General features: G+C 64.4%; 25 protein-coding genes. 18 read left to right on the top strand and 7 right to left on the bottom strand.

From position 1 onward, the window contains the following. Nucleotides 1-2: 2 nt before the first annotated feature. Both NLM31_RS26530 and NLM31_RS26525 read left to right on the top strand, forming a co-directional pair. A complete protein-coding gene (locus NLM31_RS26530; RefSeq protein ID WP_254132152.1) occupies nucleotides 3-260 on the top strand; it encodes a hypothetical protein in 258 nt (85 codons plus the stop codon). Next, on the top strand, nucleotides 239-535 hold the full coding sequence (locus tag NLM31_RS26525; protein ID WP_254132151.1) for a twin-arginine translocation signal domain-containing protein: 297 nt from the start codon (nucleotides 239-241) through the stop codon (nucleotides 533-535). Before NLM31_RS26530 ends, NLM31_RS26525 begins: the two co-directional genes overlap by 22 nt. Before the next feature lie 138 nt (nucleotides 536-673). On the opposite strand, the gene NLM31_RS26520 is transcribed toward NLM31_RS26525, so the two are convergent. The 3 genes from NLM31_RS26520 to NLM31_RS26510 all read right to left on the bottom strand — a co-directional run bounded on the left by NLM31_RS26520 (nucleotide 674) and on the right by NLM31_RS26510 (nucleotide 2,935). Next, complete coding sequence (locus NLM31_RS26520) at nucleotides 674-919, bottom strand: GCG_CRPN prefix-to-repeats domain-containing protein (protein ID WP_254132150.1); 246 nt, start codon at nucleotides 917-919, stop codon at nucleotides 674-676. Between the two features lie 205 nt (nucleotides 920-1,124). Next, on the bottom strand, nucleotides 1,125-2,135 hold the full coding sequence (locus NLM31_RS26515) for an alpha/beta fold hydrolase (RefSeq protein WP_254194171.1): 1,011 nt from the start codon (nucleotides 2,133-2,135) through the stop codon (nucleotides 1,125-1,127). A gap of 101 nt (nucleotides 2,136-2,236) precedes the next feature. Continuing rightward, on the bottom strand, nucleotides 2,237-2,935 hold the full coding sequence (locus NLM31_RS26510; RefSeq protein WP_254194170.1) for a winged helix-turn-helix domain-containing protein: 699 nt from the start codon (nucleotides 2,933-2,935) through the stop codon (nucleotides 2,237-2,239). Nucleotides 2,936-3,156: 221 nt separating this feature from the next. Here NLM31_RS26510 and NLM31_RS26505 point away from each other — a divergent pair, with 221 nt between their 5' ends. The 3 genes from NLM31_RS26505 (at nucleotide 3,157) to NLM31_RS26495 (ending at nucleotide 4,720) form a co-directional block, all read left to right on the top strand. After that, nucleotides 3,157-3,465 carry an NIPSNAP family protein gene (locus tag NLM31_RS26505; protein WP_254194169.1) on the top strand — a complete coding sequence of 103 codons (309 nt, stop codon included), beginning with the start codon at nucleotides 3,157-3,159 and terminating at the stop codon, nucleotides 3,463-3,465. Between the two features lie 23 nt (nucleotides 3,466-3,488). Further along, a complete protein-coding gene (locus tag NLM31_RS26500) occupies nucleotides 3,489-3,839 on the top strand; it encodes an antibiotic biosynthesis monooxygenase (RefSeq protein ID WP_254194168.1) in 351 nt (116 codons plus the stop codon). Between the two features lie 71 nt (nucleotides 3,840-3,910). Next, a complete protein-coding gene (locus tag NLM31_RS26495) occupies nucleotides 3,911-4,720 on the top strand; it encodes an oxaloacetate decarboxylase (RefSeq protein WP_254194167.1) in 810 nt (269 codons plus the stop codon). Between the two features lie 60 nt (nucleotides 4,721-4,780). On the opposite strand, the gene NLM31_RS26490 is transcribed toward NLM31_RS26495, so the two are convergent. After that, nucleotides 4,781-5,200 carry a hypothetical protein gene (locus NLM31_RS26490; protein WP_254132144.1) on the bottom strand — a complete coding sequence of 140 codons (420 nt, stop codon included), beginning with the start codon at nucleotides 5,198-5,200 and terminating at the stop codon, nucleotides 4,781-4,783. Between the two features lie 167 nt (nucleotides 5,201-5,367). Here NLM31_RS26490 and NLM31_RS26485 point away from each other — a divergent pair, with 167 nt between their 5' ends. Continuing rightward, nucleotides 5,368-6,012, top strand: coding sequence for a trimeric intracellular cation channel family protein (locus NLM31_RS26485; RefSeq protein ID WP_254194166.1), 645 nt, complete (start codon nucleotides 5,368-5,370; stop codon nucleotides 6,010-6,012). A 185-nt stretch (nucleotides 6,013-6,197) separates the two neighbouring features. Here NLM31_RS26485 and NLM31_RS26480 read toward each other — a convergent pair whose 3' ends face one another. Further along, entirely contained in the window at nucleotides 6,198-7,424 is a 1,227-nt protein-coding gene (locus NLM31_RS26480; protein WP_254194165.1) for a cytochrome c, read from the bottom strand. 281 nt (nucleotides 7,425-7,705) lie between these two features. Between NLM31_RS26480 and NLM31_RS26475 the strand changes: the two genes are divergently transcribed. From NLM31_RS26475 to NLM31_RS26425, 11 genes are all read left to right on the top strand, one after another. Continuing rightward, nucleotides 7,706-11,197 carry an indolepyruvate ferredoxin oxidoreductase family protein gene (locus NLM31_RS26475; protein ID WP_254194164.1) on the top strand — a complete coding sequence of 1,164 codons (3,492 nt, stop codon included), beginning with the start codon at nucleotides 7,706-7,708 and terminating at the stop codon, nucleotides 11,195-11,197. A 31-nt stretch (nucleotides 11,198-11,228) separates the two neighbouring features. Further along, complete coding sequence (locus NLM31_RS26470) at nucleotides 11,229-11,915, top strand: hypothetical protein (RefSeq protein WP_254194163.1); 687 nt, start codon at nucleotides 11,229-11,231, stop codon at nucleotides 11,913-11,915. Nucleotides 11,916-12,041: 126 nt separating this feature from the next. Then, on the top strand, nucleotides 12,042-12,512 hold the full coding sequence (locus tag NLM31_RS26465; protein WP_254194162.1) for a hypothetical protein: 471 nt from the start codon (nucleotides 12,042-12,044) through the stop codon (nucleotides 12,510-12,512). A 425-nt stretch (nucleotides 12,513-12,937) separates the two neighbouring features. Then, on the top strand, nucleotides 12,938-14,095 hold the full coding sequence (locus tag NLM31_RS26460; protein WP_018322309.1) for a thiolase domain-containing protein: 1,158 nt from the start codon (nucleotides 12,938-12,940) through the stop codon (nucleotides 14,093-14,095). Next, on the top strand, nucleotides 14,095-14,484 hold the full coding sequence (locus tag NLM31_RS26455; RefSeq protein WP_254194161.1) for a Zn-ribbon domain-containing OB-fold protein: 390 nt from the start codon (nucleotides 14,095-14,097) through the stop codon (nucleotides 14,482-14,484). Before NLM31_RS26460 ends, NLM31_RS26455 begins: the two co-directional genes overlap by 1 nt. A gap of 141 nt (nucleotides 14,485-14,625) precedes the next feature. Continuing rightward, the gene (locus NLM31_RS26450) at nucleotides 14,626-15,486 is read left to right on the top strand and encodes a MaoC family dehydratase (protein ID WP_254194160.1); all 861 of its coding nucleotides are present in this window, start codon (nucleotides 14,626-14,628) and stop codon (nucleotides 15,484-15,486) included. Between the two features lie 164 nt (nucleotides 15,487-15,650). Beyond that, nucleotides 15,651-16,529 (top strand): SDR family oxidoreductase, encoded by an 879-nt coding sequence (locus NLM31_RS26445; protein WP_254194159.1) that lies wholly within the window; start codon nucleotides 15,651-15,653, stop codon nucleotides 16,527-16,529. A 133-nt stretch (nucleotides 16,530-16,662) separates the two neighbouring features. Continuing rightward, nucleotides 16,663-17,616 carry a dihydrodipicolinate synthase family protein gene (locus NLM31_RS26440; protein WP_254194158.1) on the top strand — a complete coding sequence of 318 codons (954 nt, stop codon included), beginning with the start codon at nucleotides 16,663-16,665 and terminating at the stop codon, nucleotides 17,614-17,616. Nucleotides 17,617-17,620: 4 nt separating this feature from the next. Further along, a complete protein-coding gene (locus NLM31_RS26435) occupies nucleotides 17,621-18,415 on the top strand; it encodes an NUDIX hydrolase (protein WP_254132138.1) in 795 nt (264 codons plus the stop codon). An 80-nt stretch (nucleotides 18,416-18,495) separates the two neighbouring features. Continuing rightward, nucleotides 18,496-19,410 carry a DMT family transporter gene (locus NLM31_RS26430; protein ID WP_254194157.1) on the top strand — a complete coding sequence of 305 codons (915 nt, stop codon included), beginning with the start codon at nucleotides 18,496-18,498 and terminating at the stop codon, nucleotides 19,408-19,410. 90 nt (nucleotides 19,411-19,500) lie between these two features. After that, the gene (locus tag NLM31_RS26425; RefSeq protein WP_254132136.1) at nucleotides 19,501-22,188 is read left to right on the top strand and encodes a PAS domain S-box protein; all 2,688 of its coding nucleotides are present in this window, start codon (nucleotides 19,501-19,503) and stop codon (nucleotides 22,186-22,188) included. 8 nt (nucleotides 22,189-22,196) lie between these two features. Here the strand turns inward: NLM31_RS26425 and NLM31_RS26420 are convergent, their stop codons facing one another. Continuing rightward, nucleotides 22,197-22,550, bottom strand: a complete 354-nt coding sequence (locus NLM31_RS26420) for a GrlR family regulatory protein (RefSeq protein ID WP_254132135.1) — start codon at nucleotides 22,548-22,550, stop codon at nucleotides 22,197-22,199. Nucleotides 22,551-22,813: 263 nt separating this feature from the next. On the opposite strand from NLM31_RS26420, the gene NLM31_RS26415 reads away from it, so the two are divergent. After that, entirely contained in the window at nucleotides 22,814-23,302 is a 489-nt protein-coding gene (locus tag NLM31_RS26415) for a hypothetical protein (RefSeq protein ID WP_254194156.1), read from the top strand. Nucleotides 23,303-23,352: 50 nt separating this feature from the next. On the opposite strand, the gene NLM31_RS26410 is transcribed toward NLM31_RS26415, so the two are convergent. Then, nucleotides 23,353-23,739 carry a VOC family protein gene (locus NLM31_RS26410; RefSeq protein ID WP_254194155.1) on the bottom strand — a complete coding sequence of 129 codons (387 nt, stop codon included), beginning with the start codon at nucleotides 23,737-23,739 and terminating at the stop codon, nucleotides 23,353-23,355. Nucleotides 23,740-23,867: the final 128 nt, after the last annotated feature.

The raw sequence follows: 23,867 nt of genomic DNA, 5'->3' as shown, positions 1-23,867 counted from the left end.
TGATGTCGCGCGCTCGTCATGTTCCGTCGCGCTGGCTTTTTGTTGCAGGCACTATAACCAGCTATGCTGCGGCCAAACAACAGGACGCGATGTTGGAAGGCGATGCGCTGATTTGCGACGTAGCGCGCTTCCCTGACAGCATTGCAATGAACCTGAACGCGCGATTCAGCGGCAGTTCATGTCGCGAGCCCGAGACTTCCTCTTGCATCATGCAACGCTCGCCCGAGAGGAAGAAGTCATGGAACGCCGCAATTTTCTGAAACTCGCCATCGGCGTCGCGGCCGGTGCGGCCGCATTCTCTGCCGCCGCGCAGGCCGCGCCGCTGGCGCCGCAGCCGCTCGGCAATGGCGGCATGCCGCTCGCCAATCCGGACGCTCATCCCGCCGTCACCAGCAGCGAGGAAGCAGCCCAGCTCAAGCCCGAGCAGGTGCACTGGCATGGCGGCGGTCGCTGGCATCACCGTCACTGGGGATGGCGCCACCGTCATTGGGGCTGGCGCCGACGCTGGCACCGCCACCACTGGCGTCACTGGTAACGCCACGCTTGAACTGAAAAAGGGGATCGCGATGGCGATCCCCTTTTTTCATGCGCCAGTTTTCCATGCGCCAAGCCTCTCAAAACGAAAATGGCCGCGCAGGCTGATCCCGCGCGGCCATTTCGCAAGTGCGAAAGATCAGAACGGGCGGCAGCGGCCCGCGTACCAGCGGAAGCCATAGGGGCACACGCGCGGACGCACGACGACGACCGGCGGAGCGACGACGACCGGGGCCGGGGCCACGACCACCGGACCACCCATCGGACGGCAGCCGCCATAGGGGCCGCGGTACCAGCCCGGGCCGCAACCGCCGGCGGCGCTGGCCGCCTCGCTGAAGCCGACGACCGCGCTGGCGAGCATCACGGCGGCAAACAGATATTTCATGTGATCTTCCTTCTGGTCCTTGGGGGCAAAGTCTCTGAGGGTAGACTAGGGGGCTTGGCGCTTGCGGCGCACAATGAATCAAACCATACGATTCGACATGTTAATTTTTGCGACATGTCGGCACGGCGCGATCCAAACCTGCCAATCATGACCTGAATGCGGCATGAACATTGTCCGCGTACGGCCTCGCGCGACATGGATGGCGCTAGTGGCCGAGGAATCCCAGCACCAGCTCCTTGTACTTGTCGGGCGCCTCCAGGAAGACGAGGTGGCCCGTGTCCGGAATGACTTCAGCCCGCGCATTCGGCATCTTCGCCGCGAACGCTTTTGCCAGCTCGGCGTTCTGCCCCATCTTGGCGCGCAGCGCTTCCGGCGCGTTCGGCCGGCCCGGCGCGTTGTGGTCGTCGGCGCCCATGATGAACAGCGTCGGCTCGGTGATGAGCGGAATCTCATGCGCGACCGGCTCGCGATAGATCATCTGGCCGGATGAGACGAAGGCGCGCAGCCAGCGCGGATAATCGGGGCTGCCCTTGATGTTGAAGCGGGCGTCGATGAACGGCGTGATCGCGTCGCCCGGCAGCTTGATCGCGTAATTGGTCTGGAGCTGTTTCCGGTACCCGTCGGCGGTGAGCTTGTCCTCGGTCTCGATGATCTTGTCGGTCGGCGTCGGCGGCACGTAGAGGCGATAATCCTCGAGCCCGATCGGCGCGGTCAGCACCAGATGGGCGACGCGATCAGGATACGCACGCGCGATGCGCACGCCCAGCATGCCGCCGAGCGAATGCGCGACGACATCGGCCTTGTTGATCTCTAAGTGATCGAGCAGCGCGATGGTGTTGCGCGCCAGATTGTCGAAATGCAGTTCGCCGGTGGGCTTGGACGATTTGCCGAAGCCGATCTGGTCCGGCACCACGACGCGATAGCCGGCGTCGGTGAGCATCTTGATGACAGGCGCCCAATAGCTCGACGGAAAATTACGCCCATGCAGCAGCACCACGGTCCGGCCGTTCGGCTGCGCCGGCGCGACGTCCATATAGGCCATGCTGAGCTGCTCGCCGTCGTTCACGAGTGGCAGCAGGTGCACTGGATAGGGATAGGCAAAGCCTTCGAGCGCGATGCCGTAGGGCTCGCGTTGGGGCGTGTCTGCGGCGTGCACGGTGGTCAGTGGGGAAGCGAGCAGGGCGGCGGCGAGGGCGGCCGGGAGGATGCGGATCATGGAGGTCTCTGGCGGTCACGGAATGACGTTCGCATAACCGCGTGGATGGCCGGGTCAAGCCCGGCCATGACGACTGTGAGTGTCCACACGCAATCGTGTTGTCAGTCTTTCTCACCGCCGAACAGCGCCGCAAACTGCTTCTCGCCGGTGCGGGTGAAGTTCACCACGCGGCTGCCGGGCGTGGCGTCGCGCGCGGCCCATTTGAGCTCGGCGAAACGCTGCATCATCGCGGCGCCAAGCGTGCCGGCGAGATGGTGGCGCCGCTCGCTCCAGTCGAGACAGGCCTTGCAGACGGGACGGCGAGGGTGGCTGAGCATGTCAGGCGAGATCTGCAGATTTTTGGCGAGGAAGCGCTCGCCCTCGGCGGTCAGCTCGATGTCCTGCTTCTTCTGCCTGACCAGGTTTCGTGCGCGCAGGGAATCCAGCATCTGCACGCCGAGATCGCCGGCGAGATGGTCGTAGCAGATCCGCGCGCGGCGCAGCGCGGGATCCTTCGGCCCGGTGCGCACGCGCATGTGGCCGGTGCGTGCGGCGAGCCCCGCGAGACCTTCGAGCACGCCGGCGACGTCGTCGTCGGTGAGGCGGTAGTAGCGGTGGCGGCCCTGTTTCTCCGGCTCGACCAGCCCGCCGGCCTCGAGCTTTGCCAGATGCGAGCTCGCGGTCTGCGGGGTGATCCCGGCCTCCTGCGCGAGCTCGCTTGCCGTGAGCGCGCGTCCGTTCATCAGCGCCGTGAGCATGTTGGCGCGGGCGGGGTCGCCGACCAGCGCGGCGACCATGGCGATGTCGGGTCCTGATTTCATGCTTCGATGGTAGCCGAAGCATTGTGGTTGGGCAAGCGCGTAGCGTGTCTCACATCGTTGTTGCGAACGAACAGCGAAGCGAAACAGCAAGCCCGATCCTCACCCTGAGGAGCGCGCTCTTGCGCGCGTCTCGAAGGGCGAGGCCACCGGCCGGGCCTCCATCCTTCGAGACGCGCGTTCCGCGCTCCTCAGGATGAGGAGCACACACAGGAGAGCCAACCATGCCCGTCACCGTCTTCATCCGCTATCAGCTCGATCCCTTCAAGCGCGCGCAGTTCGAGGAATATTCGAAGCGCTGGCTCACCATCATCCCGAAATGCGGCGGCGACCTGATCGGCTATTTCATGCCGCATGAGGGCACCAACAACATCGCGTTCGCGCTGATCACCTTCGAAAGCCTCGCCGCCTATGAGGCCTATCGCGCGCGGCTGCGTCAGGATGCCGAGGGCATGGCCAATTTCCATTTCGCCGAGGATAACAAATTCATCCTCGCGGAAGAGCGCACCTTCCTGCGCAAGGTGGTACTGTAAGAGACCAACAGCAGGAGCTGCCCATGATCGCCGTGATCTTCGAAGTCTGGCCCAAGCCGGAACATCGCCAGGACTATTTCGACCTCGCGGCCGATCTGAAGCCGATCCTGCAAACCATCGACGGCTTCATCTCGGTCGAGCGTTTTGAAAGCCTGACCGAGAAGGGCAAGGTCCTGTCGCTGTCGTTCTGGCGCGACGAGGCCGCGGTGCAAGCCTGGCGCAACACGATGGAGCACCGCCGCACCCAGGCCAAGGGCAGGGCGAAGATTTTCGCGGACTATCACCTGCGCATCGCCAGCGTCGTCCGCGATTACGGCATGACGGATCGCGAGCAGGCACCAAAGGACAGCCGCGCCGTGCACGACGCGCACTAGCGCTGCCGGGCGCGCACTAGCGCTGCCCAAAACGCGTGCCTATCTCTGCGCGGCCAACAAGGGAGAGAAACATGCATGTGACAACTGCTGACAAGCGCGCGACGTTCAGGAAGATGCACGAGAGCGGCTGCTTCATCCTGCCCAATCCGGTCGATGTCGGCAGCGCCAAGGCGTTGCAGCATCTCGGTTTCAAGGCGCTGGCGTCATCGAGCGCGGGCTTCGCCTGGACCATCGGCAAGGCCGACAACCGCGTCACCGTCGAGGACGTCTGTCAGCATCTGGCAGCACTGAGCTCGTCCGTCGACATTCCCGTCAATGCGGATTTCGAAGGTGGCTTCGCGGTCGAACCGGACAAGGTCGCCGACAATGTCGAGCGCGGCGTGCGCACGGGCGTGGCCGGCCTCTCGATTGAGGATTCCACCGGCGACAAGGACAAGCCGCTCTATGACCGCGCGCTGGCGGTCGAGCGCATCAAGGCCTCGCGCAAGGCGATCGGCGACAGCAACACCCTGCTGGTCGGCCGCTGCGAGGCGTTCCTGTGGGGCGTGACCGATCTCAAGCTCGTCATCGACCGGCTTACCGCATATGCGGACGCCGGCGCCGATTGCCTCTACGCGCCGGGCCTGAAGACGCGTGAGGACATCGCGGCCGTGGTGAAGGCTGTCGCACCCAGACCGTTCAACCTGTTGATCGGTGGCTCCGGCCTGTCGTTGAAGGAAGCCGAAGATCTCGGCGTGCGCCGGATCAGCGTCGGCGGCTCGCTCGCCCGCGCCGCCTGGGGCGGCTTCATGCGCGCGGCAAAGGAGATGGCGGAGAAGGGAACGTTCACCGAACTCGGCAGCGGCTATTCCGGCGGCGAGCTCAACAAGATGTTCAGCTAGACCAAACGAACAGCGGCGGGACCTTTCGATCCCGCCGCCGTCGCAATCTGTTGTAAATCGTTACTTCGCGCCCTCAGCCGGCGGAGCCGGATCCGGCTTTGCCGCAGGCATATCCGCCGGAGCGGCCGGCTTGCTCGGGGCAGCACCCGTGGTCACGCCGGGCGCGGTGTTGTTGCGCGGCGTCACGTCACGCATGCCGGGAGGCGCGGCCGGATTGGCCGGAGCCGTCTGCTGCGCGGTCTGCGTGGTCGGCGCATTGCTTGCCTGGTTGCCCGTGCTGCTATTGTTCAAGCCATAGAACACGGCGCCCAGCACCAGCGCGACAGCCACTGCGAACAGCGCGACCTTGCCGCTGGAGGCGGGGCCTTCACCCAGCTCGGGATCGGCCTGAAGGTCGGCATCCCGGCGCGCCGCGCGAAGGTACTCATCGTCGGCGAGGTTCGGGCGGTACGGATCGTTGGGAAAACGGTCGTCAGCCATCGATTGGGTCTCCTCGTTGATTGCCCCCTGACAACCCTCAGCTGCGAGATTCTGTTCCGTGCGCGTTATGCTTTCGTCGCATGTTGCCCTCGTGCGAGGAATCGGGAACCTGTTCATGCGGGAACCTTGTGCGTAAGTTCCATCGCACGGAGAAGGGAACAGAAGCGATGTGGAGCCTGCCGCCGAGCGATAGCGTGCTGCATTTCCTCTCTTTGGTCGCGGTGGCCGCGCAGGGCATGACCGCTGCGCTGGCGGCCGGCCGCCGCAGCATGGACTGGCTTGGCGTCTGCTTCCTCGGCTGCATCACCGCGCTCGGCGGTGGCACGCTGCGCGATCTCTTCCTTGGGCACTATCCGCTGTCCTGGGTGCAAAACCCGATCTACCTCGCGCTCGCAGGCGGCGCGGCCTTTCTCACCATTCTGTTCGCGCGGCTCGTGCATCGGCTCAAGCTCGCTTTCATCGTGCTCGATGCCATCGGCCTCGTGGTCTTCACTATGACCGGCTGCGACGTCGCCTGGCAGATGGATGCCTCGCTGCCGATCGTCATCGTCTCCGGCATGGTGACGGGCTGCGCCGGCGGCGTGTTGCGCGACGTGCTCTGCAACGACGTGCCGCTGCTGTTTCGTTCTGAACTCTATGCCACCGTCTCGGTGGTGACGGGGCTGTTCTACGCCACCGCTTTCGGCCTCAATCTCAACGCCGAGCTCTGGACCATTTTGACGTTTGTCCTCGGCATCAGCCTCCGCCTGCTGGCGGTGCGCTACAAATGGGAGATGCCGAAGTTCGTGTTCACGGGGGATGAGGAGCAGTAGGGCGCTTTCTTCACCTCGCCCCGCTTGCGGGGAGAGGTCGGATTGCATCGTTAGATGCAATCCGGGTGAGGGGGAGTCTCCGCGAGTCGAACTGACGCCGTCTCTGCCGAAGCAGCCCCTCACCCCAACCCTCTCCCCGTAAGAACGGGGCGAGGGAGCGCGCCGTCTTTGCGGCGGCGCAGTAGCTACGGCTCCTGCTTCCTTGCCTTCTTCACCTGCGCAGGCGTCACCAGCGGGCCGGCATTGCCCCAGGAATTGCGGATATAGTTCGTCACCGCAGCGATCTCGTCATCCGACAATTGCTTGGCATAGCCGGGCATCTCGCCGGTGTTCGGCGCCCGCGGCGTCGTCACGGTATGGGCGCCGTCGAGGATGATGCGCAAGGTCGAGGACGGGTTGATCGATTGCAGCAGCGCATTGCCCGGCAGCGGCGGATAGATGCGCGGCGCGCCCGAGCCGTCGGCTTCATGGCAGGCGACGCAGAGTTTTGCGTAGACCGCCTGGCCCGCTTGCATCTCGGTCTCGTCGGGCGGCGTCACGATGGTTTCCCGGCGCACCGGCGGCAGGCTCTTCAGGTACACCGCGATCGCACGTACATCGGCATCGCTCATCTTCGAGGTTGAATTGACGATCACCTCGGCCATCGGCCCGCCGGCATGGCTTTTGGCGTTACGGCCGCTCTGCAGATATTCGGTGATGTCGTCGGCGCTCCATGATTGCAATCCGGTGCGCGCGGCACCATCGAGCCGCGGCGCATACCAGCCGCCGAGATCGCCGCCGGACAAGGCCTGCGCGGCCTTGTCGGCACCAAAATAGTTCTTCGGCGTGTGGCAGGCGCCGCAATGGCCGAGCCCTGTGACGAGATAGCCGCCCCTGTTCCACACCGCGCTCTTGCTCTGGTCCGGTTCGAACAGGCCGGGCGTGAAGAACAGCAAGTTCCAGGCTCGCATCAGGCCGCGATAGCCGAATGGCCAACGCAGCTCCGGCGGCTTGTTGCGGCTGGCGACCGGCGCGAGTGTGCCGAGATAGGCGCGGATCGCCAGCGTGTCGTCCTTGGTCATCCGGGTGAAGTAGGGGTAGGGGAAGGCCGGGTAATAAAGCGAGCCGTCCGGCGCGGTGCCGGTGCGCACGGCGCGGGTGAAATTATCGTCGGTCCATGCACCGATCCCGGTGTCGCGGTCCGGCGTCAGGTTCGGCGCATAGATCGCGCCGAAGGGCGTGTCGATGCGCTTGCCGCCGGCGAAGGGCTTTGCGGGATCGGCGGTGTGGCAGCCTGCGCAGTCGCCGGCCTCGACCAGCGTCTTGCCGTAGGCGATCAGCTTGGGCGACGGCTCGGCGGCGAGGGCCGCGCTCGCAACCGCACTGCACAAGATCAAACCTACCAGAGCCTGGCCAGCCAGAATCCTCCGCATCGTCGACCCTTCTTGCTGCGACTCATCAGCCCTGTCGCATCATACGGACGTCACGTCATTTCGCGACGCAGGGCTATGGTGACACAAATTGAAAATCGCCCATGCCTTTCCGGCCACGAAATTGCGTTTTTTTCCTGCCGCCGCGGAAGCGCCAGATTTGTGATGCGCCGCGTTAAATATCCGACATAGAGTGGCGCAGGTGGTCGGCGCGCCCTAGCTAAAAACAACGGGCAGGCAACGGCTTAAGCAGCCAAACGCTCAAAAGGGCGAAAGAGGACAACATGGGAATCAACCAGGGTCCGATCAGTCTCGATCAAAAATACACCCAGGACACCGGTCATATTTTCACGACGGGCATCCAGGCGCTGGTCCGCCTGCCCATGGCCCAGATTCGCCGCGACCGTGCCGCAGGCCTGAACACCGCGGGCTTCATCTCCGGCTATCGCGGCTCGCCGCTCGGCGGCTACGACCAGCAGCTTTTCGCCGCCCGAAAGCACCTCGAGCAGTACAACATCAAGTTCCAGCCCGGCGTGAACGAGGATCTGGCGGCGACCGCGGTCTGGGGCTCGCAGCAGCTCAACCTTTCGCCCGGCGCCAAATACGACGGCGTCGTCGGCATCTGGTACGGCAAGGGCCCCGGCGTCGATCGCTGCGGCGACGTCTTCCGCCACGGCAATGCCGCCGGCTCCGCCAAGAACGGCGGCGTGCTGTGTCTGGCCGGCGACGACCATGGCGCCAAATCCTCCACCGTCCCGCATCAGTCGGACCACGCCTTCATGTCGGCGCTGATGCCGTATCTCTATCCCTCGAGCATCCACGAGATGATCGAGATGGGCCTGCTCGGCATCGCGATGTCGCGCTATTCAGGCTGCTGGGTCGGCATGAAGGTGATCACCGAAACGGTGGAGACCACCGCCGAGATCGACCTCACCGACGAGATGAAGCCTTTCATCATCCCACCGGATTTCGAGCTGCCGCCCGGCGGGCTCAATCTGCGCTGGCCGGACGACCGTTTCGAGCAGGATCGCCGCCTGCAGGACTACAAGGGCTTCGCCGCGATCGCCTTTGCGCGCGCCAACAAGGTCAACCGCGTCACCATGGATTCGCCGAACGCCCGTTTCGGCATCATGGCCTCGGGCAAGAGCTACGAGGACGTGCGCCAGGCGCTGCGCGAGCTCGGCGTGACTGAAGAGGTTGCCGCCAAGATCGGCCTCCGCCTCTACAAGATCGGCATGCCCTGGCCGCTGGAGCCGGAAGGCGTGCATGAATTCGCCGTCGGTCTCGAGGAGATCTTCATCGTCGAGGAGCGCCGCGAGATCGTCGAGAACCAGGTCAAGCAGGTGCTGTTCAACTGGCGCGACGACGTCCGCCCGCGCATCGTCGGCAAGATGGATGAGCACGACAAGCGTTTTCTCACGTTCGCCGCCGAGCTGAGCGTGGCGTCACTGGCGACATCGCTGACCGAACGTCTGCTTCGACTTAATCTCAACCCCGAGATTGCGGAGATGCTCCGCGCCAAGGCCGACTGGTTCAACGGCCGCCAGGCGTCCCAGATGATCCCCACGGCGCCGGTCTCCCGCACCCCGTATTTCTGCTCCGGCTGCCCCCACAACACATCGACCAAGGTCCCCGAAGGCAGCCGCGCGCTCGCCGGCATCGGCTGCCACTTCATGGCGCTGTGGATGGACCGTTCGACCGAGACGTTCACGCATATGGGTGGCGAGGGTGTGCCGTGGGTCGGCATCGCGCCTTTCACCAACGAGAACCACATTTTTGCGAACCTCGGCGACGGCACCTATTTCCATTCCGGCCTTCTCGCGATCCGGCAGGCAGTCGCCTCCAAGACCAACATCACCTACAAGATCCTCTACAACGACGCCGTCGCGATGACCGGCGGCCAGCGTCACGACGGCGATCTCTCGCCGCAGCAGATCACTTTCCAGCTCCACGCCGAAGGCATTCGCGAGATCTATCTGGTCTCGGAGGCGCCCGACGCATATCCGGCCGACACCATCGCGCCGGGCGTGAAGCTGTATCATCGCGACGAGCTGCAGAACGTCATGAAGATGTGCCGGGAGTACAAGGGCACGTCCGCGATCGTGTTCGTGCAGACCTGCGCCGCCGAGAAGCGCCGCCGCCGCAAGCGCGGCCTGATGGAAGATCCGGCGCGCCGCGTCATGATCAATCCGGCGGTCTGCGAAGGCTGCGGCGACTGCTCGGTGCAGTCGAACTGCATCTCGGTCGAGCCGCTGGAGACCGAATTTGGCCGCAAGCGCGCCATCAACCAGTCCGCCTGCAACAAGGACTATTCCTGCCTCAAGGGCTTTTGCCCGTCCTTCGTCACTGTCGACGGCGGCAAGCCGCGCCACCGTGCGCCTGCCGATCTCGGCGATATCGGTGCGATTCCCGAGCCGGCCTCGCGGCCGTCGCTCGACAAGCCCTACAACATCGCCGTTGGTGGCGTCGGCGGCACCGGCGTCCTCACGATCGGCGCGCTGCTCGGCATGGCCGCGCATATCGAGGGCAAGGCCTCGATGATCCTCGACATGTCCGGCCTGGCGCAGAAGGGCGGCGCGGTGCTGAGCCACGTCCGCCTGTCGGATCATCCGGCCGAGGTGACGTGCTCGCGCATCGTTACCGGCACCGCTGACGTCGTGCTCGCCGCCGACGAGGTGGTCGCGGTCGCCAAGGACACGATCTCGCTGTGCGACTCCACCCGCACCCGCGGCATCATCAACAGCCACGTTATTCCCACCGCCGACTTCGTCCTCAACCGCGACTTCAACTTCCAGACCCGCAAGTTGAACGGGCTGCTGGAGACGGCGCTGCACAAGGATTCCGTGTTCTTCGACTTCACCAAGCCGGCCGAGCAGCTGCTCGGCGACAGCATCGCCACCAACATGATGATGATGGGCTATGCCTATCAGAAGGGGCTGTTCCCGCTGTCGGCGGAGGCGATCGAGCAGGCGATCGAGGTCAATGGCGTTTCGATCAAGATGAACAAGGAGGCCTTCCGCCTCGGGCGTCTTGCCGTCGCGGACCCCGCGCGCCTTGCCGACATGCTGAAGGGAACGGACGAGGTCGAAGCGCCCAAGACGCTGGACGCCATGACGCTCGACGAGGTCATCGAGCATCGCGCCAAGCATCTCACTGCCTACCAGAACGGCCGTCTGGCAAAACGCTATCGCAAGCTGGTCGACCAGGTCCGCGATGCCGCGGTGAAGGGCGGCTACGGCGATGCGCTGCCGCGCGCGGTCGCGATCAACTACGCAAAACTGCTCGCCTACAAGGACGAGTACGAAGTTGCGCGTCTCTTCACCGACGGCGCCTTCGCAAAGCAGCTCCAGGATCAGTTCGAAGGCGACTTCAAGTTCAGCTTCAACCTGGCTCCGCCGATTTTGGCGTCCGGCGTCGATGCGCTGGGCCGCCCGAAGAAGCGTGCCTTCGGCCCGTGGATGCTGAAGGTGTTCGGCGTGCTGGCAAAATTCAAATTCCTGCGCGGCACCCCGCTCGACATTTTTGGCCGCAGCGCCGACCGCAAACTCGAGCGCGATTTGATCGTCGGCTACGAGAAGGACGTCGCCACCGTGCTCGGCCTGTTGTCGCCCGTCACGGTCGACACCGCGGTCGAATTGCTCTCGCTGCCCGACCGCATCCGCGGCTACGGCCCGGTGAAGGAGAAGGCGGTCGCCGACGCCAAGGCCCGCTACGCCCAGCTCGCCGCCGACCTCGCGACCCCGCCGCCGGCGCCAAGGCAGATCGCAGCCGAGTAGGTCAGGTGCCGTAGGGTGGGCAAAGGCGCACTTGCGCCGTGCCCACCATCTCGCCGAAACTGCGCAAAAGACGTGGGCCGCTTTGCTCTATCACGGCTACAAGTGGGGCACGATCGATACTATGCTCTGGGGTGGCGAAATGCGGCGTGGGTTGTTGATGATGGCAGCCTTGCTGCTGACGAGTCCGGCTACTGCCGAAACCTTGTCTTGGGAGGGCGTCGGCCCCATTCGCCTAGGTATGGATGTGAAAGCGGCTGAGAAGGCGCTGAAGACCAAGCTGCTCCCTCGACAGCCCCCCTTCGAAGATGACCAGTGCTACTTGACCTGGCGCGCCGACGGAAAGGAGCCGGGCCTTGCCTACGTCCTTGAGCACGGCAGGATCACCGTCATCCAGGTCTATGACTCAGACGGGAAGGCGCCTGACGTCGCGGATGCGCACGGTCTCGGAATTGGCTCCGCGGAGGACGCCATCCTGAGCGCTTATGGGCCGGTGAAGAAGAGTCTCGGCTTCTACTATCGCGGCGAGAACGATGCGGTCGATGCCAAGGCGGAGCAGGATTCGAAGAACGCCAAGGGTGAGGATTCTCCTGAGTACGAGGTCGAGGTGGAGAGCCCCGATCACGAGCGATCAATCCTCTTCACCACGAAAGCGGGCAAAATCATCCACTTGTCGCTGGGGATGAAGCCTATGGTTCTCGAGCCCGAGCCGTGCCAGTAGTGCCGGATCCACGGGCGAATGCGCATGGCACGGTGCCGACCATGTCACCGGGATTGAACCAGAGTTGGCACGCTTGCAATTGCGACACCGAGTTGGAGTGTCGAGCGCCTTCTGTGGAAGAGCGATATGAAACCCGATGAACTGACAGAACTATTCCGGAGACTAGGGGCTCGCAATCCCGCAGACTGGGCGCGATCTCAGCTCGACGAGGACCTTCCGCAGTTGGCGCGGTTCCTGTTCTTGCGCGAGGCCTGGAAGCTTGTCGTCGCGGATGACGGAGCAGGCTGGATACGTGATCGCATCAATGATGTTTCGAGCAATCCGGGCGGCGAGATTGGTCCTGCCCTCCAGCGTTTGCTCTCCGCCGGCGCAGCAGAAAGCGATCTCACCGCGGTGGTAAGGGCAATGCAGTGGCGACTGCTATTCGGACTTTGCCGGTTGCTCGATGATCCTGGCTCCCTGGAGGAGGAAGCGAGAGGCGTTGCGTGGCGGCTTTTTCAAATTGACGAGGATGAGAGACCGACGGTGGTCATGGGCGGGCTGTATGAATCGATACTCGAGATGGATCCAACGGGCCGCGAGATGCGACCCGTGTAGTCAAAGGGGCAAAGGCGCACTTGCGCCGTGCCCACCATCTCGCCGAAAATTGCGCAAAAGACGTGGGCACGCTTCCGCCTTCGCTCTTCGAGCTACGGCGGACAAGTCGCTTTGCCCACCCTAAGGATTCTCTTTTGAAATCAACCACCGTTCTACTGTGCATGGGGTTGTTTTCGTAAAAGCGGACGCTTTCGATAAAGCGAAAAGCCGCTTGTGCCGTCGGGCAAAACACCTTTAGGATTTTGTCCGTCTTCTCCGTTGCCGCGCTCGCAACGTCGATGTGAAGCAGACGAGCGCCTCATGATCGTCGGCACTTGCGCCAACCCGCTGCCCTCTCGCCCGACGGAATATTTCCGCGCTTGCCAAGCAGCCCGGTGCGGTTCAGAAAAAAGAGCCAAGAAGAAACGCGAGCGGAGACCTCTGTTTTGACCATCAAGGGCAAGGCCTACATTGCCGGGATCTACGAACACCCGACCCGGCATGCGCCGGACAAATCCACCGCCCAGCTTCACGCCGAGGTCGCCAAGGGCGCGATCGAGGATGCCGGGATCAGCAAGGACGATGTCGACGGCTATTTCTGCGCGGGCGACGCGCCCGGCGGCGCCTGGCCGATGGTCGATTATCTCGGCCTGAACACCAAGAAACTCCGCCACGTCGATTCCACCGAGACCGGTGGCTGTTCCTACATCATCCATCTCGGCCATGCCGCCGAGGCGATCGCGGCGGGCAAGTGCTCGATCGCGCTGATCACACTCGCGGGCAAGCCGCGGACCGGCGTGATGCCGCCGCGCGCGGCCGGCGCCGAGGTCGATTTCGAGTCCGCTTACGGCGCGACCACGCACAATGCCTATGGCATGTGTGCCATGCGCCATATGCACGACTATGGCACCACCAGCGAACAGCTTGCCTGGATCAAGGTCGCGGCCTCGCACCATGCGCAATACAATCCGCATGCGATGCTCAAGGACGTCGTCACCGTCGAGGACGTCCTGAACTCGCCGATGATCTCCGATCCCCTGCACCGCATGGATTGCTGCGTCGTGTCCGACGGCGGCGGTGCGCTGATCGTGACGACGCCGGAGATCGCCAGGAGCCTGAAGAAACCGCTGGTCAAGCTGATCGGTCATGGCGAAGCGATGAAGGGGCCGCGCGGCGGCAAGGATCTCGATCTCACTTACTCCGCCGGCATCTGGTCCGGTCCGCGTGCGTTCGAGGAAGCCGGCATCACGCCGAAGGACATCAAATACGCCTCGATCTACGACAGCTTCACCATCACGGTGCTGATGCAGCTCGAGGATCTCGGCTTCTGCAAGAAGGGCGAGGGCGGCAAGTTCGTCGCCGACGGCAACCTCATCTCGGGCGTCGGCAAGCTGCCGTTCAACACCGATGGCGGTGGCCTCTGCAGCAACCATCCCGTCAACCGTGGCGGCATGACCAAGATCATCGAAGCCGTCCGGCAGTTGCGCGGCGAGGCGCATCCGAAGGTGCAGGTCAAGAATTGCGATCTCGCCATCGCCCACGGCACCGGCGGCCTTCTCGGTGTTCGCCACGCCGCCTCGACGGCCATTCTGGAGCGCGTGTGATGAGCGAAGCGAAAAAGTATCCGGCCCCGGTGACCAATCCGGAGACCGCCGCGTTCTGGGACGCGGCCAAGCAAGGCAAGTTCATGATCAAGCGCTGCACCGCGTGCGGTGAAGCGCATTACTTCCCGCGCTCGATCTGCCCGTTCTGCTACTCCGACAAGACGGTGTGGGAAGAGGCGTCAGGCGAGGGCACGATCTACACCTGGAGCTTGATGCGGAAGTCGCCGACCGGTCCTTACGCCATCGGCTACGTGACGCTGAAGGAGGGACCGTCGGTGCAGACCAATTTCGTCGACTGCGATCTCGATAAGCTGAAGATCGGCCAGAAGGTGAAGGTGGTGTTCAAGCCGACGGACGGCGCACCGCTGCCGTTCTTCACGCCGGCCTGAGATAGCCTGCTGCGTAGGGTGGGTAGAGCGAAGCGAAACCCACCGACGCCAGCAATGATGGGTTTCGCTGCGCTCTACCCATCCTACGAAGGCACTTCGACTGACCGCGGCGCATAAGAATCCGGAGAGGAAATCAGAAAAATGTCCGCCAGATACGAAGAGCTCAAAGGCCTGAAAAACATCGGCCAGAAATATTCCTACGGCGATCGCGAGGTCATGCTCTACGCCTACGGCATCGGCCTCGGCGCCGATCCGATGGACGAGAACGAGCTCGCCTTCGTCAATGAGGGCGCATTCACGCCGCGGCCGCTCAAGGTGGTGCCGACCTTCGCCTCGGTCGCCGCATGGGGCTCGGGGCCGGGCGAGATGAATCTCAACCGCGTGATGGTGGTCGATGGCGAGCGCGACATCACCTTCCATCAGCCGCTGCCGGTCGCCGCCAACATCACCGCCGATTCTTCCGTGCTCGAAGTCTACGACAAGGGCGAGGGGAAGGGCGTGGTGATCAGCCACCAGACCGTGCTGAAAAACGAGAAGGGCGAGAAGCTCGCAACTCTTGTCGCCTCGCGCTTCGCCCGCGGCGACGGCGGCTTCGGCGGGCCGGCTCTGACCCAGCCCGATCCGCACAAGATCCCGACGCGCTCGCCGGACAAGACCATCGACATCGTCACGCGTCCCGACCAGGCGCTGGTCTATCGCCTCTGCGGCGACCGCAATCCGCTGCACAGCGATCCCGAGTTTGCGAAGAAGGCCGGCTTCCCGCGTCCAATTCTGCACGGCATGTGCACCTACGGCATCACCTGCCGCAGCGTGCTCCAGACCTATGCCGACTATGATGCCAGCGCGTTCCGCCAGCACGTCGCGCGGTTCTCCTCGCCGGTCTATCCCGGTGAGACCGTGACCATGGACCTCTGGAAGGACGGCAACACGATCTCGTTCGAAGCCAAGGTGAAGTCACGCGGCGTCACGGTGATCAAGAACGGCAAGACGGTGCTGGGTTAAATAGGTCTCGTGCCCCGGACGCGGCGCAGCGCGTAACGGTGCGCTGCAGAGCCGGGGCCCAGAGAGCCCTGGCAAAGAAAGATCTGGGTCCCGGCTCTGCGAAGCAGTGTTTCACGCTGCATCGCGTCCGGGACACGAAACAACAAAAACAGGGAGAAGCCACCATGGGACTACTCGACGGCAAGGTTGCGCTGATCACCGGCGCGGGCGGGGGCCTCGGTGAGGCCTACGCAAAGCTGTTCGCGCGGGAAGGGGCCTCGATCGTCGTCAACGATCTCGGCGGGCCTCGCGACGGCTCCGGCGCCGACAAGTCGATGGCGCAGCTCGTGGTGGACGCGATCACGGCCGAGGGCGGCAAGGCCGTCGCCAACGGCGCCGACATCTCGACCATGGAGGGCGGCCAGTCGGTGTTCGACGACGCCATCAAGCATTTCGGCCGCGCCGACATCCTGGTCAACAATGCCGGCATTTTGCGCGACCAGACCTTCGCCAAGGCCTCTGAGTCCGATTGGGACAAGGTGATCAAGGTACATCTGAAGGGCACCTTTTGTTGCACCATGCCGGTGTTTCGCTGGATGCGGGAAAACGGCGGGGGCGTCATCGTCAACACCTCCTCGACATCGGGCCTGATCGGCAATTTCGGCCAGACCAATTACGGCGCGGCCAAGGGCGGCATCTGGGGCCTGTCCAACGTGCTGGCGATCGAGGGCCGCAAGTACAACATCCGGATCTGGACGCTCGCCCCGGGCGCCCTGACCCGCATGACCGCAGACCTGCCCCGCTATAAGGAGAACCCCGGTGCGGCGCTGGGGCCGGACGGGATCGCGCCGGCCGTGCTATACATGGTCAGCGATTTGTCGGGCGACCAGACCGGCAAGGTGTTGGGCGTGTCCGGGCCCCGCGGCGTGCGCGAAATGCGGATGATGGAGATGGAAGGCTGGAAACCGCCGCACACGGGCTGGAAGGCCCAGGACGTCGTTGAGCATGCCAAGGAGATCTTCTTCTCCGAGGAGCAGATCAAGATGGGCGCGCGGCGGTTTTAGCCAAAACTGTCATTCCGGGGCGCGACGAAGTCGCGAGCCCGGAATCCATAACCCCGACTTGTGGTTATAGATTCCGGGCCTGTCCCTTCGGGCCATCCCGGAATGACGAATAGAGAGAGAGACAGGAAAGACGATGAAACTGACCGCCGACGCCAAGGGCACTTTCGCAATCGCGCCGACGCCGTTCCACGATGACGGACGGATCGACGAGCGCTCGATCGACCGCCTGACCGATTTCTACGAGGAGGTCGGCTGCGATGGCGTCACGGTGCTCGGCATCCTCGGTGAGGCGCCGAAGCTCGATGCCGCCGAGGCCGAGCAGGTGGCGGTGCGCTTCGTCAAGCGCGCCAAGAAGATGCAGGTGATCGTCGGCGTCTCCGCGCCGGGCTTTGCCACCATGCGCTCGCTGGCGAAGGCCTCGATGGACGCAGGCGCCGCCGGCGTCATGATCGCGCCGCCGCCTTCGCTCCGCACCGACGACCAGATCATCGGCTATTACAAGCAGGCGGCCGAGGCGATCGGTCCTGACGTGCCCTGGGTCCTCCAGGATTATCCGCTGACGCTCTCGGTGATCTTCACGCCTGCGGTGATCCGCAAGATCGTGATGGACAATGCGAACTGCGTGATGCTCAAGCACGAGGACTGGCCGGGCCTCGAAAAGATCTCGACGCTGCGCAATTTCCAGAAGGATGGTTCGCTCCGTCCGCTCTCGATCCTCTGCGGCAATGGCGGCATGTTCCTCGACTTCGAGATGGAGCGCGGCGCCGACGGTGCCATGACCGGCTATGCCTTCCCCGAGCTTCTGATCGACGTCGTCAATCTCTCCAAGGCCGGCAAGCGCGACGCCGCCCATGATCTGTTCGACGCCCATCTGCCGCTGATCCGCTACGAGCAGCAGCCGGGCGCAGGCCTTGCCGTGCGCAAGCACGTGCTGCAGAAGCGCGGCATCATCGCCTCCAGCGCCCAGCGCAAGCCCGGCGCGACCATCACGCCGGCGGCGAAGGCGGAGGTCGATTACCTGCTGTCGCGCGTTGGCCGCGTCGACAAGCGCGCCAATCTCGGTCCGCAATCCAGCGCCGCAGGTTAGTTGAATGCCCGAGACATCAGCATCACGCCCGGCCTCGACGATCCTCCTGCTGCGCGATGGCGCGAAGGAAGTCGAGATCTTCATGATGGTCCGCCATCATCAGATCGAGTTCAACTCGGGCGCGCTGGTGTTTCCGGGCGGCAGCGTCGATGCCGGCGATCAGGAGATCGTCAAGCGGTCCGACCTGTATTCGGGCGGCGAGGGTCTCAGCGAGGCGGACCGTGGCTTCCGCATCGCCGCGATCCGCGAGACATTTGAGGAAAGCGGCATCCTGCTGGCGCGCGCGAAGGGGACCAATACGCCGATCGATGCGAAGCGTGCCGGCGAGATCGCCGATGCGCATCGCGTCGCGCTCAACGAGCACAAGATCAGCTTCCTCAGCATTTTGGCCGACAACGGCCTCCAGCTCGCGCTCGATACGCTCGTGCCCTACGCGCACTGGATCACGCCGGAGGGCATGCCAAAGCGCTTCGACACCTGGTTCTTCCTGGCGGCAGCACCGCCCGACCAGCTCGGCGCGCATGACGGACGGGAGTCGACAGATTCGATCTGGTTGTCGGCACGCGACGCGGTGGAGGGCGGTGACAGCGGCCGCTTCAAGCTGCCATTCCCGACCACGCGCAATCTGATCCGGCTGGCGAAGCAGCCGACGGTGAAGTCTGCGCTCGACCATGCGAAGGGCCTGTCGATCGTCACGGTGATGCCGGTCATGACCAAGACCGAGACCGGCCGCCAGCTCCGCATTCCCCGCGAGGCCGGCTATGATGGCGAGGTGTTCGAGGTCGGCGCCGTCGGCTAGGACAGTTCGACATCGAGCGAAGTATCGCTGGCCGCGGATGCGCTAAATTCCGTCCATCACGAATGGATAGAACGCATCCGATGGACAACCGGCAGGACACCAACATCACCGTCGAGCTGGCGCTGCTGGTCGCGCTCGCAACGCTCTGGGGCGGCTCCTACACCTTCATCAAGCTTGGCGTCGCCACCATCCCGCCGGTCACGCTGATCGCCGCCCGCACGACGATCGCGGGCCTGTTGCTGCTCGCCGTCATGTGGGCGAGGGGCATCAGGGTGCCAACGGATGGGCAGACCTGGCAGCGCTTCGCCTTCCAGGCCGTGCTCAACAGCGTCATTCCCTGGACGCTGATCGCCTGGGGCGAGCGCCATGTCGATGCAGCGCTGGCAACCATCCTCAACTCGGCCGGGCCGATCTTCACCTTCCTGCTCACAGCGGTCGTCACCCGTCATGAGGCCACGACCCCGCGAAAACTGTTCGGCGTGGTCGCCGGCATGGCCGGCATCCTGCTGATCGTCGGCGTCGATGCGTTCCACGACATTGGCAGCGGCCTCGTAGCGGAAACGGCCATCGTCGCTGCCACCATCTGCTACGCCTGCGCCGCCATCTTCGGCCGGAGCTTCAAGGGCCTCGATCCCATGGCGCCGGCTGCCGGGTCGCTGCTGGCGGGCGCGGCCGTGCTGATCCCGGCCTCGCTCGTGCTCGAGCAGCCCTGGACGCTGTCGCCGTCGCTGAGCTCGGTCCTGGCGCTGCTGGCACTCGCGGTGTTCTCGACCGCGGCGGCGTTCGCGATCTATTTCCGCCTGATCCAGACCCTCGGCTCAGTCGGCACCACCGCCCAGGCCTATCTTCGCGTCCCGATCGGGGTCGCCATCAGCGTCGCCTTCCTGGGGGAAACCCTGAGCCAGACCGCCTGGATCGGCCTCGCCTGCGTCGTCCTCGGCGTCGCCGCCATGACGATCCCGGCCCGGCGCCCGGCTGTCGCTAAACCATCATGAAAAACAGCCGCTTCCGGCTGCCGGAGGCATGTTCCCCCGGAGGGGCGATACAGCGTATATTGGGCGGGTATGGAGTCCGGTTCCGCCCCAATGCCCGTCGAAACGCCACCGAATTCGCCGCCGAAGCGATCGTTCTCGCTGTCGATCGGCCAGATGACGTTCGGCAGCTTCATCCTGGTGCTGGCGGTGATCATCGTCACCTCGACCGCCAGCGTGATCGCGATCCGGCATATCGACGCCACCTTCGCCGAGCTGCAGCGGCTCCAGAGCGTCGGCGATCTCGCCGAAGATATCGACCGCCGCATGAACGATCTGCGGCTCGCCGCGCGTGACTTCGTCACCGATCCCGGCGCCGGTATCCAGTTCAAGCAGGTGGGCGAGGCCGCCTCGACCCTGAGCGACATCCTCAAGAAGACCCGTATCGATCTTGCCCCCGAGCAACAGGACATGATCGACGGCGTCTCCGAACGGCTTGCGACTTACCGCAGCGGGCTGCAGCGGATCTCGACCCTGATCGATCGCCGTGCGGAGTTGCTCGCCGGGCTGCCGCCGCTGCGCGATCAGTTCGATGCAGCGGTCTCCGAAAGTGGGGACCGCGATCTCGCCGCCCGCCTGTCGGAAGCGCAAAGCCGGATTGCGCTCGGGCTGCTTGCACGCAATCCGTCGGCTGCCGAACAGGCCGCGCAGGGCATGCGAGCGATGGCCATCAGCGATGCTCGGCTGAAGTCGGCCGTGGACAGCTACGCCGATGCCATCATCGCGGTAGCCGTCCGCGAACGTCAGATCGCCGATATCGACCGCGAGGTGCTGGGAACCGAGGGCCGGTTGATCGGCCGCGTCACCGAATTGCTCCGCGACGTCAGCGACCGCCGTGGCCATGTGCTGTCGCGCGATTTTGCCCGGACGCTTGCCGAGGCGCGCTGGCAGAGCATCGTGCTCGGCAGCATGGGTGTGTTGATCGGCATCCTTGCCGCCGGATTCGTGGTGCGTCGGACGGTGCGACCGCTGGCCCAGATCGCGCGCTCGATCCGGGCCCTTGCGGCCGGTGAGAAAAGGACGTCGATCCCGTCGGCCGATCTCGACAACGAGATCGGCGACATCGCGCGCGCGGCAGAGGTGTTCCGCCGTGCGTTGGAGGAGGCCGACACGGCGCGTGAGGCGGCGGTGCGGGCGCTCACCGAGCAGCGGCTGGCCGAGGAAAGCTATCGCAAACTGTTCGAGGGCTCGGTCGACGGCATCTACGTGACGACGCCGGCCGGCGATCTCCTCAACGCCAATCCGGCGCTGGCGCGGATGATGGGCTATGACAGCCCGCAGCATCTGATCGACAGTATCAACGACATCGCCCACACCATCTACGTCGATCCCGCGGCGCGCGAGGAGTACCAGCGGCTGATGCACCGCGACGGCATCGTGCGTGAGTTCGAGTATCAGGTGCGCCAGCGTAGCGGCAACATCCTCTGGCTTTCCGACAGCGCGACGGGCGTACGGGACGAGCAGGGCCGGATCGTCCGCTACGAGGGCACGCTGCGCGACATCACCGACCAGAAGCGGGCAGAAGACGCCATCGCCGAAGGCCGGCGCCTGCTCCAGCAGGTCATCGACACCGTGCCGGCCGTCATCAACGTCAAGGACCGCGACCTCCGTTACGTGCTGATGAACCGCTACATGGCCGGCATCTTCGGCATCGAGCCTGGCGACGCGCTCGGCCGCACCACCGCTGATCTGATGTCGCGCTATGGCGCAGCCAAGACCGACGAGAACGACAAGAACGTGCTCAGGCTCCGCAAGGGGCTCGGCTTCTACGAGGAGGAGTACAAGGACTCCTCAGGCAATATGCGGCAATGGCTGGTCAACAAGCTGCCGCTGCTGGATGCCGAGGGCGAGATCGAGCGGATCGTCACCGTGGCGCTCGACATCGGCGAGCGCAAGCGCGGCGAGCAGGAGATGCGCAAGGCCAAGGACTCCGCCGAAACCGCGCTGCGCAATCTGCGCGAAACCCAGGCCTCTCTGATCGAAGCAGAGAAGCTCGCGGCCCTCGGACGCCTCGTCGCCGGCGTTGCGCACGAGGTCAACAATCCCGTCGGCATCAGCCTCACGGTTGCCTCCGCGCTAGAGCGCAAGACGGCGATGTTCAGCGCCGACGTCGAGCGCGGCGAGCTTCGCCGCTCGACGCTCAACGATTACCTCAACACCAGCCGCGATGCGTCCTCGCAGCTCGTTTCCAATCTCAACCGCGCAGCCGAGCTGATCCAGTCGTTCAAGCAGGTCGCGGCCGACCGCAACTATTCGGACCAGCGCAGCTTCGACCTCGCCGACCTCACCGAGCAGGTGGTGATGAGCCTGCGTCCGGGCCTGCGCAAGCAGAACCTGACGCTCAACGTCGAGTGCCAGCCCAACCTGACCATGAACAGCTATCCCGGCCCGTACGGCCAGGTGCTGACCAATCTGTTCCTGAATTCGGTGGCGCACGCCTTCCCGGATGGACGTCCGGGGATCATCGACATCCGGGTGCGCGAGTCCGGCAAGGACAATGTCGAGATCATCGTCGCCGACAATGGTTGCGGCATGAGCCTTGACGTGCGCCGGCGCGCCTTCGATCCGTTCTTCACGACGCGGCGCGATCAGGGCGGCACCGGTCTTGGGCTGCACATCGTCTACAGCATCGTGACCAACCGGCTCGGCGGGCGGCTCGACCTCGATTCCGAGCCGGGCGAAGGCACGCGCATCCAGATGATCCTGCCGCGCACAGCGCCGCTGGAACAGGCTGCGGAATAGTTCAGTCGCTAATCAGCTTCTGTGAGCTTGTGCAGAGTGGCGCCGAAAATCAGGCTGGCCTTGCCGACCAGCGCCGTTCCGGTCATCTCCGCGCGGGTGTCCGTGTAGGTCCCGCTGACACCGATGCCGACCGGAGCCGGGCCGCCGAACAGCGGGTTGTCATCACCTCGCGGCGAGGTGTGCCGTTGCACCAGCACCTCGCCTTTGAAGGTGTGGTCGTCCTTCACCACGTAGCTGCCGGTGTAATAGAGGTAGGCATCGCCGCCAAGGATCTTGCCGTCGCGAAAAAGAATCACGCCGCTGCCCTTACCGACCCGACCATCGAGCAGGCTCACGTGAATCGAATAGAGGCCGTTCTTCATCACGCCCCGTCTGCCGGCCACCATCGCCCAATGGCGTAACCGGTGTAGCTTTTATGCCAAAGCGCAACCACTCGCGCAACGCGGCAGTTTCGCCAGCGATGGTGTCCCATGCCGGCACTGCTAACCGTAATTGTCCCGGCTTGTGTGTGACACGGTTATGACGGTCTCATCACGCTGCGAGGCCAGTCGTTGCGAATCAGAGTTGGCCCGCGAAATGCATAACCATTGTTGCACTGGCCGCGGGGTGCTGGAGCAAGACGAACGTGAGCAACTGGATCGATTCCGGCGGCGCTGAGCCGCGTCTGTACAGTGCGCGTCCCACGAACTGCGAAACACGACGATGGCAAATTGGCCGTCCCACACGGTGGCGAAGCGCGGCAAGTCTTGCTTGCGCGCTGGCGCTGATTGCCCCGCTCGGGCACGCACGCGACCGCGGCCAGTTCGTCAATACCAGTACGGAGCTTAAAGCCTGGTTCGACGGCTTGCGCAGCGGCAAGGGGCCATGCTGCTCCGATGCCGACGGTTCGGCGATCTCGGACTCCGATTGGGAGAGCAAGGACGGGCACTATCGCGTGCGTATCCCGCGCCTTGGCTACGTGATCGAAGGCCGGGAGCAGGAGCTCGTCTGGGTCGACGTGCCCGAGGAGGCCGTGATCTCGGAGCCGAACCGGGTCGGACGCACCATGGTCTGGCCGATCTACGGCTACACGGGCGTCACGATCCGATGCTTTATGCCCGGTAGCATGACTTAGCGGGGCGAGCGCTCGCCCGGCTTCGCCTCGATGTCGGATGCGGAGTCGCGTCAGGTATATTTCTTGTCGCGCTCGAGCAGCTCGATGGAAATGCCTTCGGGGCCGCGGATGAAGCAGATGCGGACGCCGGGCCGGATCGTGGTCGGCTCGCGGGTGAACGTCACGCCCTTGGCCTTGAGCTCGGCGGCGACAGCGTCGATGTCCTTCACCGTGAGCCCGAAATGGTCGAGGCCCTGATGAGGGTGTGGCGGCGGCGCGCTGACGGCGTTCTCGCCTTCCAGCGATGCGATGAAGATCCTGGCGCCGCCCAGGTTCACGTCGATGCGTCCCGGCGCGCGCACGATCTCGCCGCCGAGGACGTCGCGCAGCCAGGCCGCGGTCGCTTCCGGATCAGGGCTGCGCAGATGGATGTGATCCCAAGTGACGACGACTGGCATTTCAATTCCTCCCGATAGGGTCTTCGCGATGTTGCAGCGCATGTTAGCGATCCCGACCGACGATCGCCACCATGGCTCCTATCCGAGATTCGCGCCCTTGCGGGAACCTTAGTTCCTCTCGCGGATTG

It is taken from the genome of Bradyrhizobium sp. CCGUVB4N, from assembly GCF_024199945.1.
Classification (GTDB): domain Bacteria; phylum Pseudomonadota; class Alphaproteobacteria; order Rhizobiales; family Xanthobacteraceae; genus Bradyrhizobium.
This window is presented reverse-complemented; position numbering and strand designations above follow the sequence as displayed.

Coding starts and splice junctions, on each gene's coding strand:
- NLM31_RS26525 (WP_254132151.1), top strand. CDS start 239: ATGGAACGCCGCAATTTTCTGAAACTCGCCATCGGCGTCGCGGCCGGT.
- NLM31_RS26515 (WP_254194171.1), bottom strand. CDS start 2,135: ATGATCCGCATCCTCCCGGCCGCCCTCGCCGCCGCCCTGCTCGCTTCC.
- NLM31_RS26435 (WP_254132138.1), top strand. CDS start 17,621: ATGCCCGAGACATCAGCATCACGCCCGGCCTCGACGATCCTCCTGCTG.
- NLM31_RS26465 (WP_254194162.1), top strand. CDS start 12,042: ATGAAACCCGATGAACTGACAGAACTATTCCGGAGACTAGGGGCTCGC.
- NLM31_RS26455 (WP_254194161.1), top strand. CDS start 14,095: ATGAGCGAAGCGAAAAAGTATCCGGCCCCGGTGACCAATCCGGAGACC.
- NLM31_RS26490 (WP_254132144.1), bottom strand. CDS start 5,200: ATGGCTGACGACCGTTTTCCCAACGATCCGTACCGCCCGAACCTCGCC.
- NLM31_RS26440 (WP_254194158.1), top strand. CDS start 16,663: ATGAAACTGACCGCCGACGCCAAGGGCACTTTCGCAATCGCGCCGACG.
- NLM31_RS26445 (WP_254194159.1), top strand. CDS start 15,651: ATGGGACTACTCGACGGCAAGGTTGCGCTGATCACCGGCGCGGGCGGG.
- NLM31_RS26485 (WP_254194166.1), top strand. CDS start 5,368: ATGTGGAGCCTGCCGCCGAGCGATAGCGTGCTGCATTTCCTCTCTTTG.
- NLM31_RS26450 (WP_254194160.1), top strand. CDS start 14,626: ATGTCCGCCAGATACGAAGAGCTCAAAGGCCTGAAAAACATCGGCCAG.
- NLM31_RS26520 (WP_254132150.1), bottom strand. CDS start 919: ATGAAATATCTGTTTGCCGCCGTGATGCTCGCCAGCGCGGTCGTCGGC.
- NLM31_RS26420 (WP_254132135.1), bottom strand. CDS start 22,550: ATGAAGAACGGCCTCTATTCGATTCACGTGAGCCTGCTCGATGGTCGG.
- NLM31_RS26430 (WP_254194157.1), top strand. CDS start 18,496: ATGGACAACCGGCAGGACACCAACATCACCGTCGAGCTGGCGCTGCTG.
- NLM31_RS26500 (WP_254194168.1), top strand. CDS start 3,489: ATGATCGCCGTGATCTTCGAAGTCTGGCCCAAGCCGGAACATCGCCAG.
- NLM31_RS26530 (WP_254132152.1), top strand. CDS start 3: ATGTCGCGCGCTCGTCATGTTCCGTCGCGCTGGCTTTTTGTTGCAGGC.
- NLM31_RS26480 (WP_254194165.1), bottom strand. CDS start 7,424: ATGCGGAGGATTCTGGCTGGCCAGGCTCTGGTAGGTTTGATCTTGTGC.
- NLM31_RS26505 (WP_254194169.1), top strand. CDS start 3,157: ATGCCCGTCACCGTCTTCATCCGCTATCAGCTCGATCCCTTCAAGCGC.
- NLM31_RS26495 (WP_254194167.1), top strand. CDS start 3,911: ATGCATGTGACAACTGCTGACAAGCGCGCGACGTTCAGGAAGATGCAC.
- NLM31_RS26475 (WP_254194164.1), top strand. CDS start 7,706: ATGGGAATCAACCAGGGTCCGATCAGTCTCGATCAAAAATACACCCAG.
- NLM31_RS26425 (WP_254132136.1), top strand. CDS start 19,501: ATGCCCGTCGAAACGCCACCGAATTCGCCGCCGAAGCGATCGTTCTCG.
- NLM31_RS26410 (WP_254194155.1), bottom strand. CDS start 23,739: ATGCCAGTCGTCGTCACTTGGGATCACATCCATCTGCGCAGCCCTGAT.
- NLM31_RS26510 (WP_254194170.1), bottom strand. CDS start 2,935: ATGAAATCAGGACCCGACATCGCCATGGTCGCCGCGCTGGTCGGCGAC.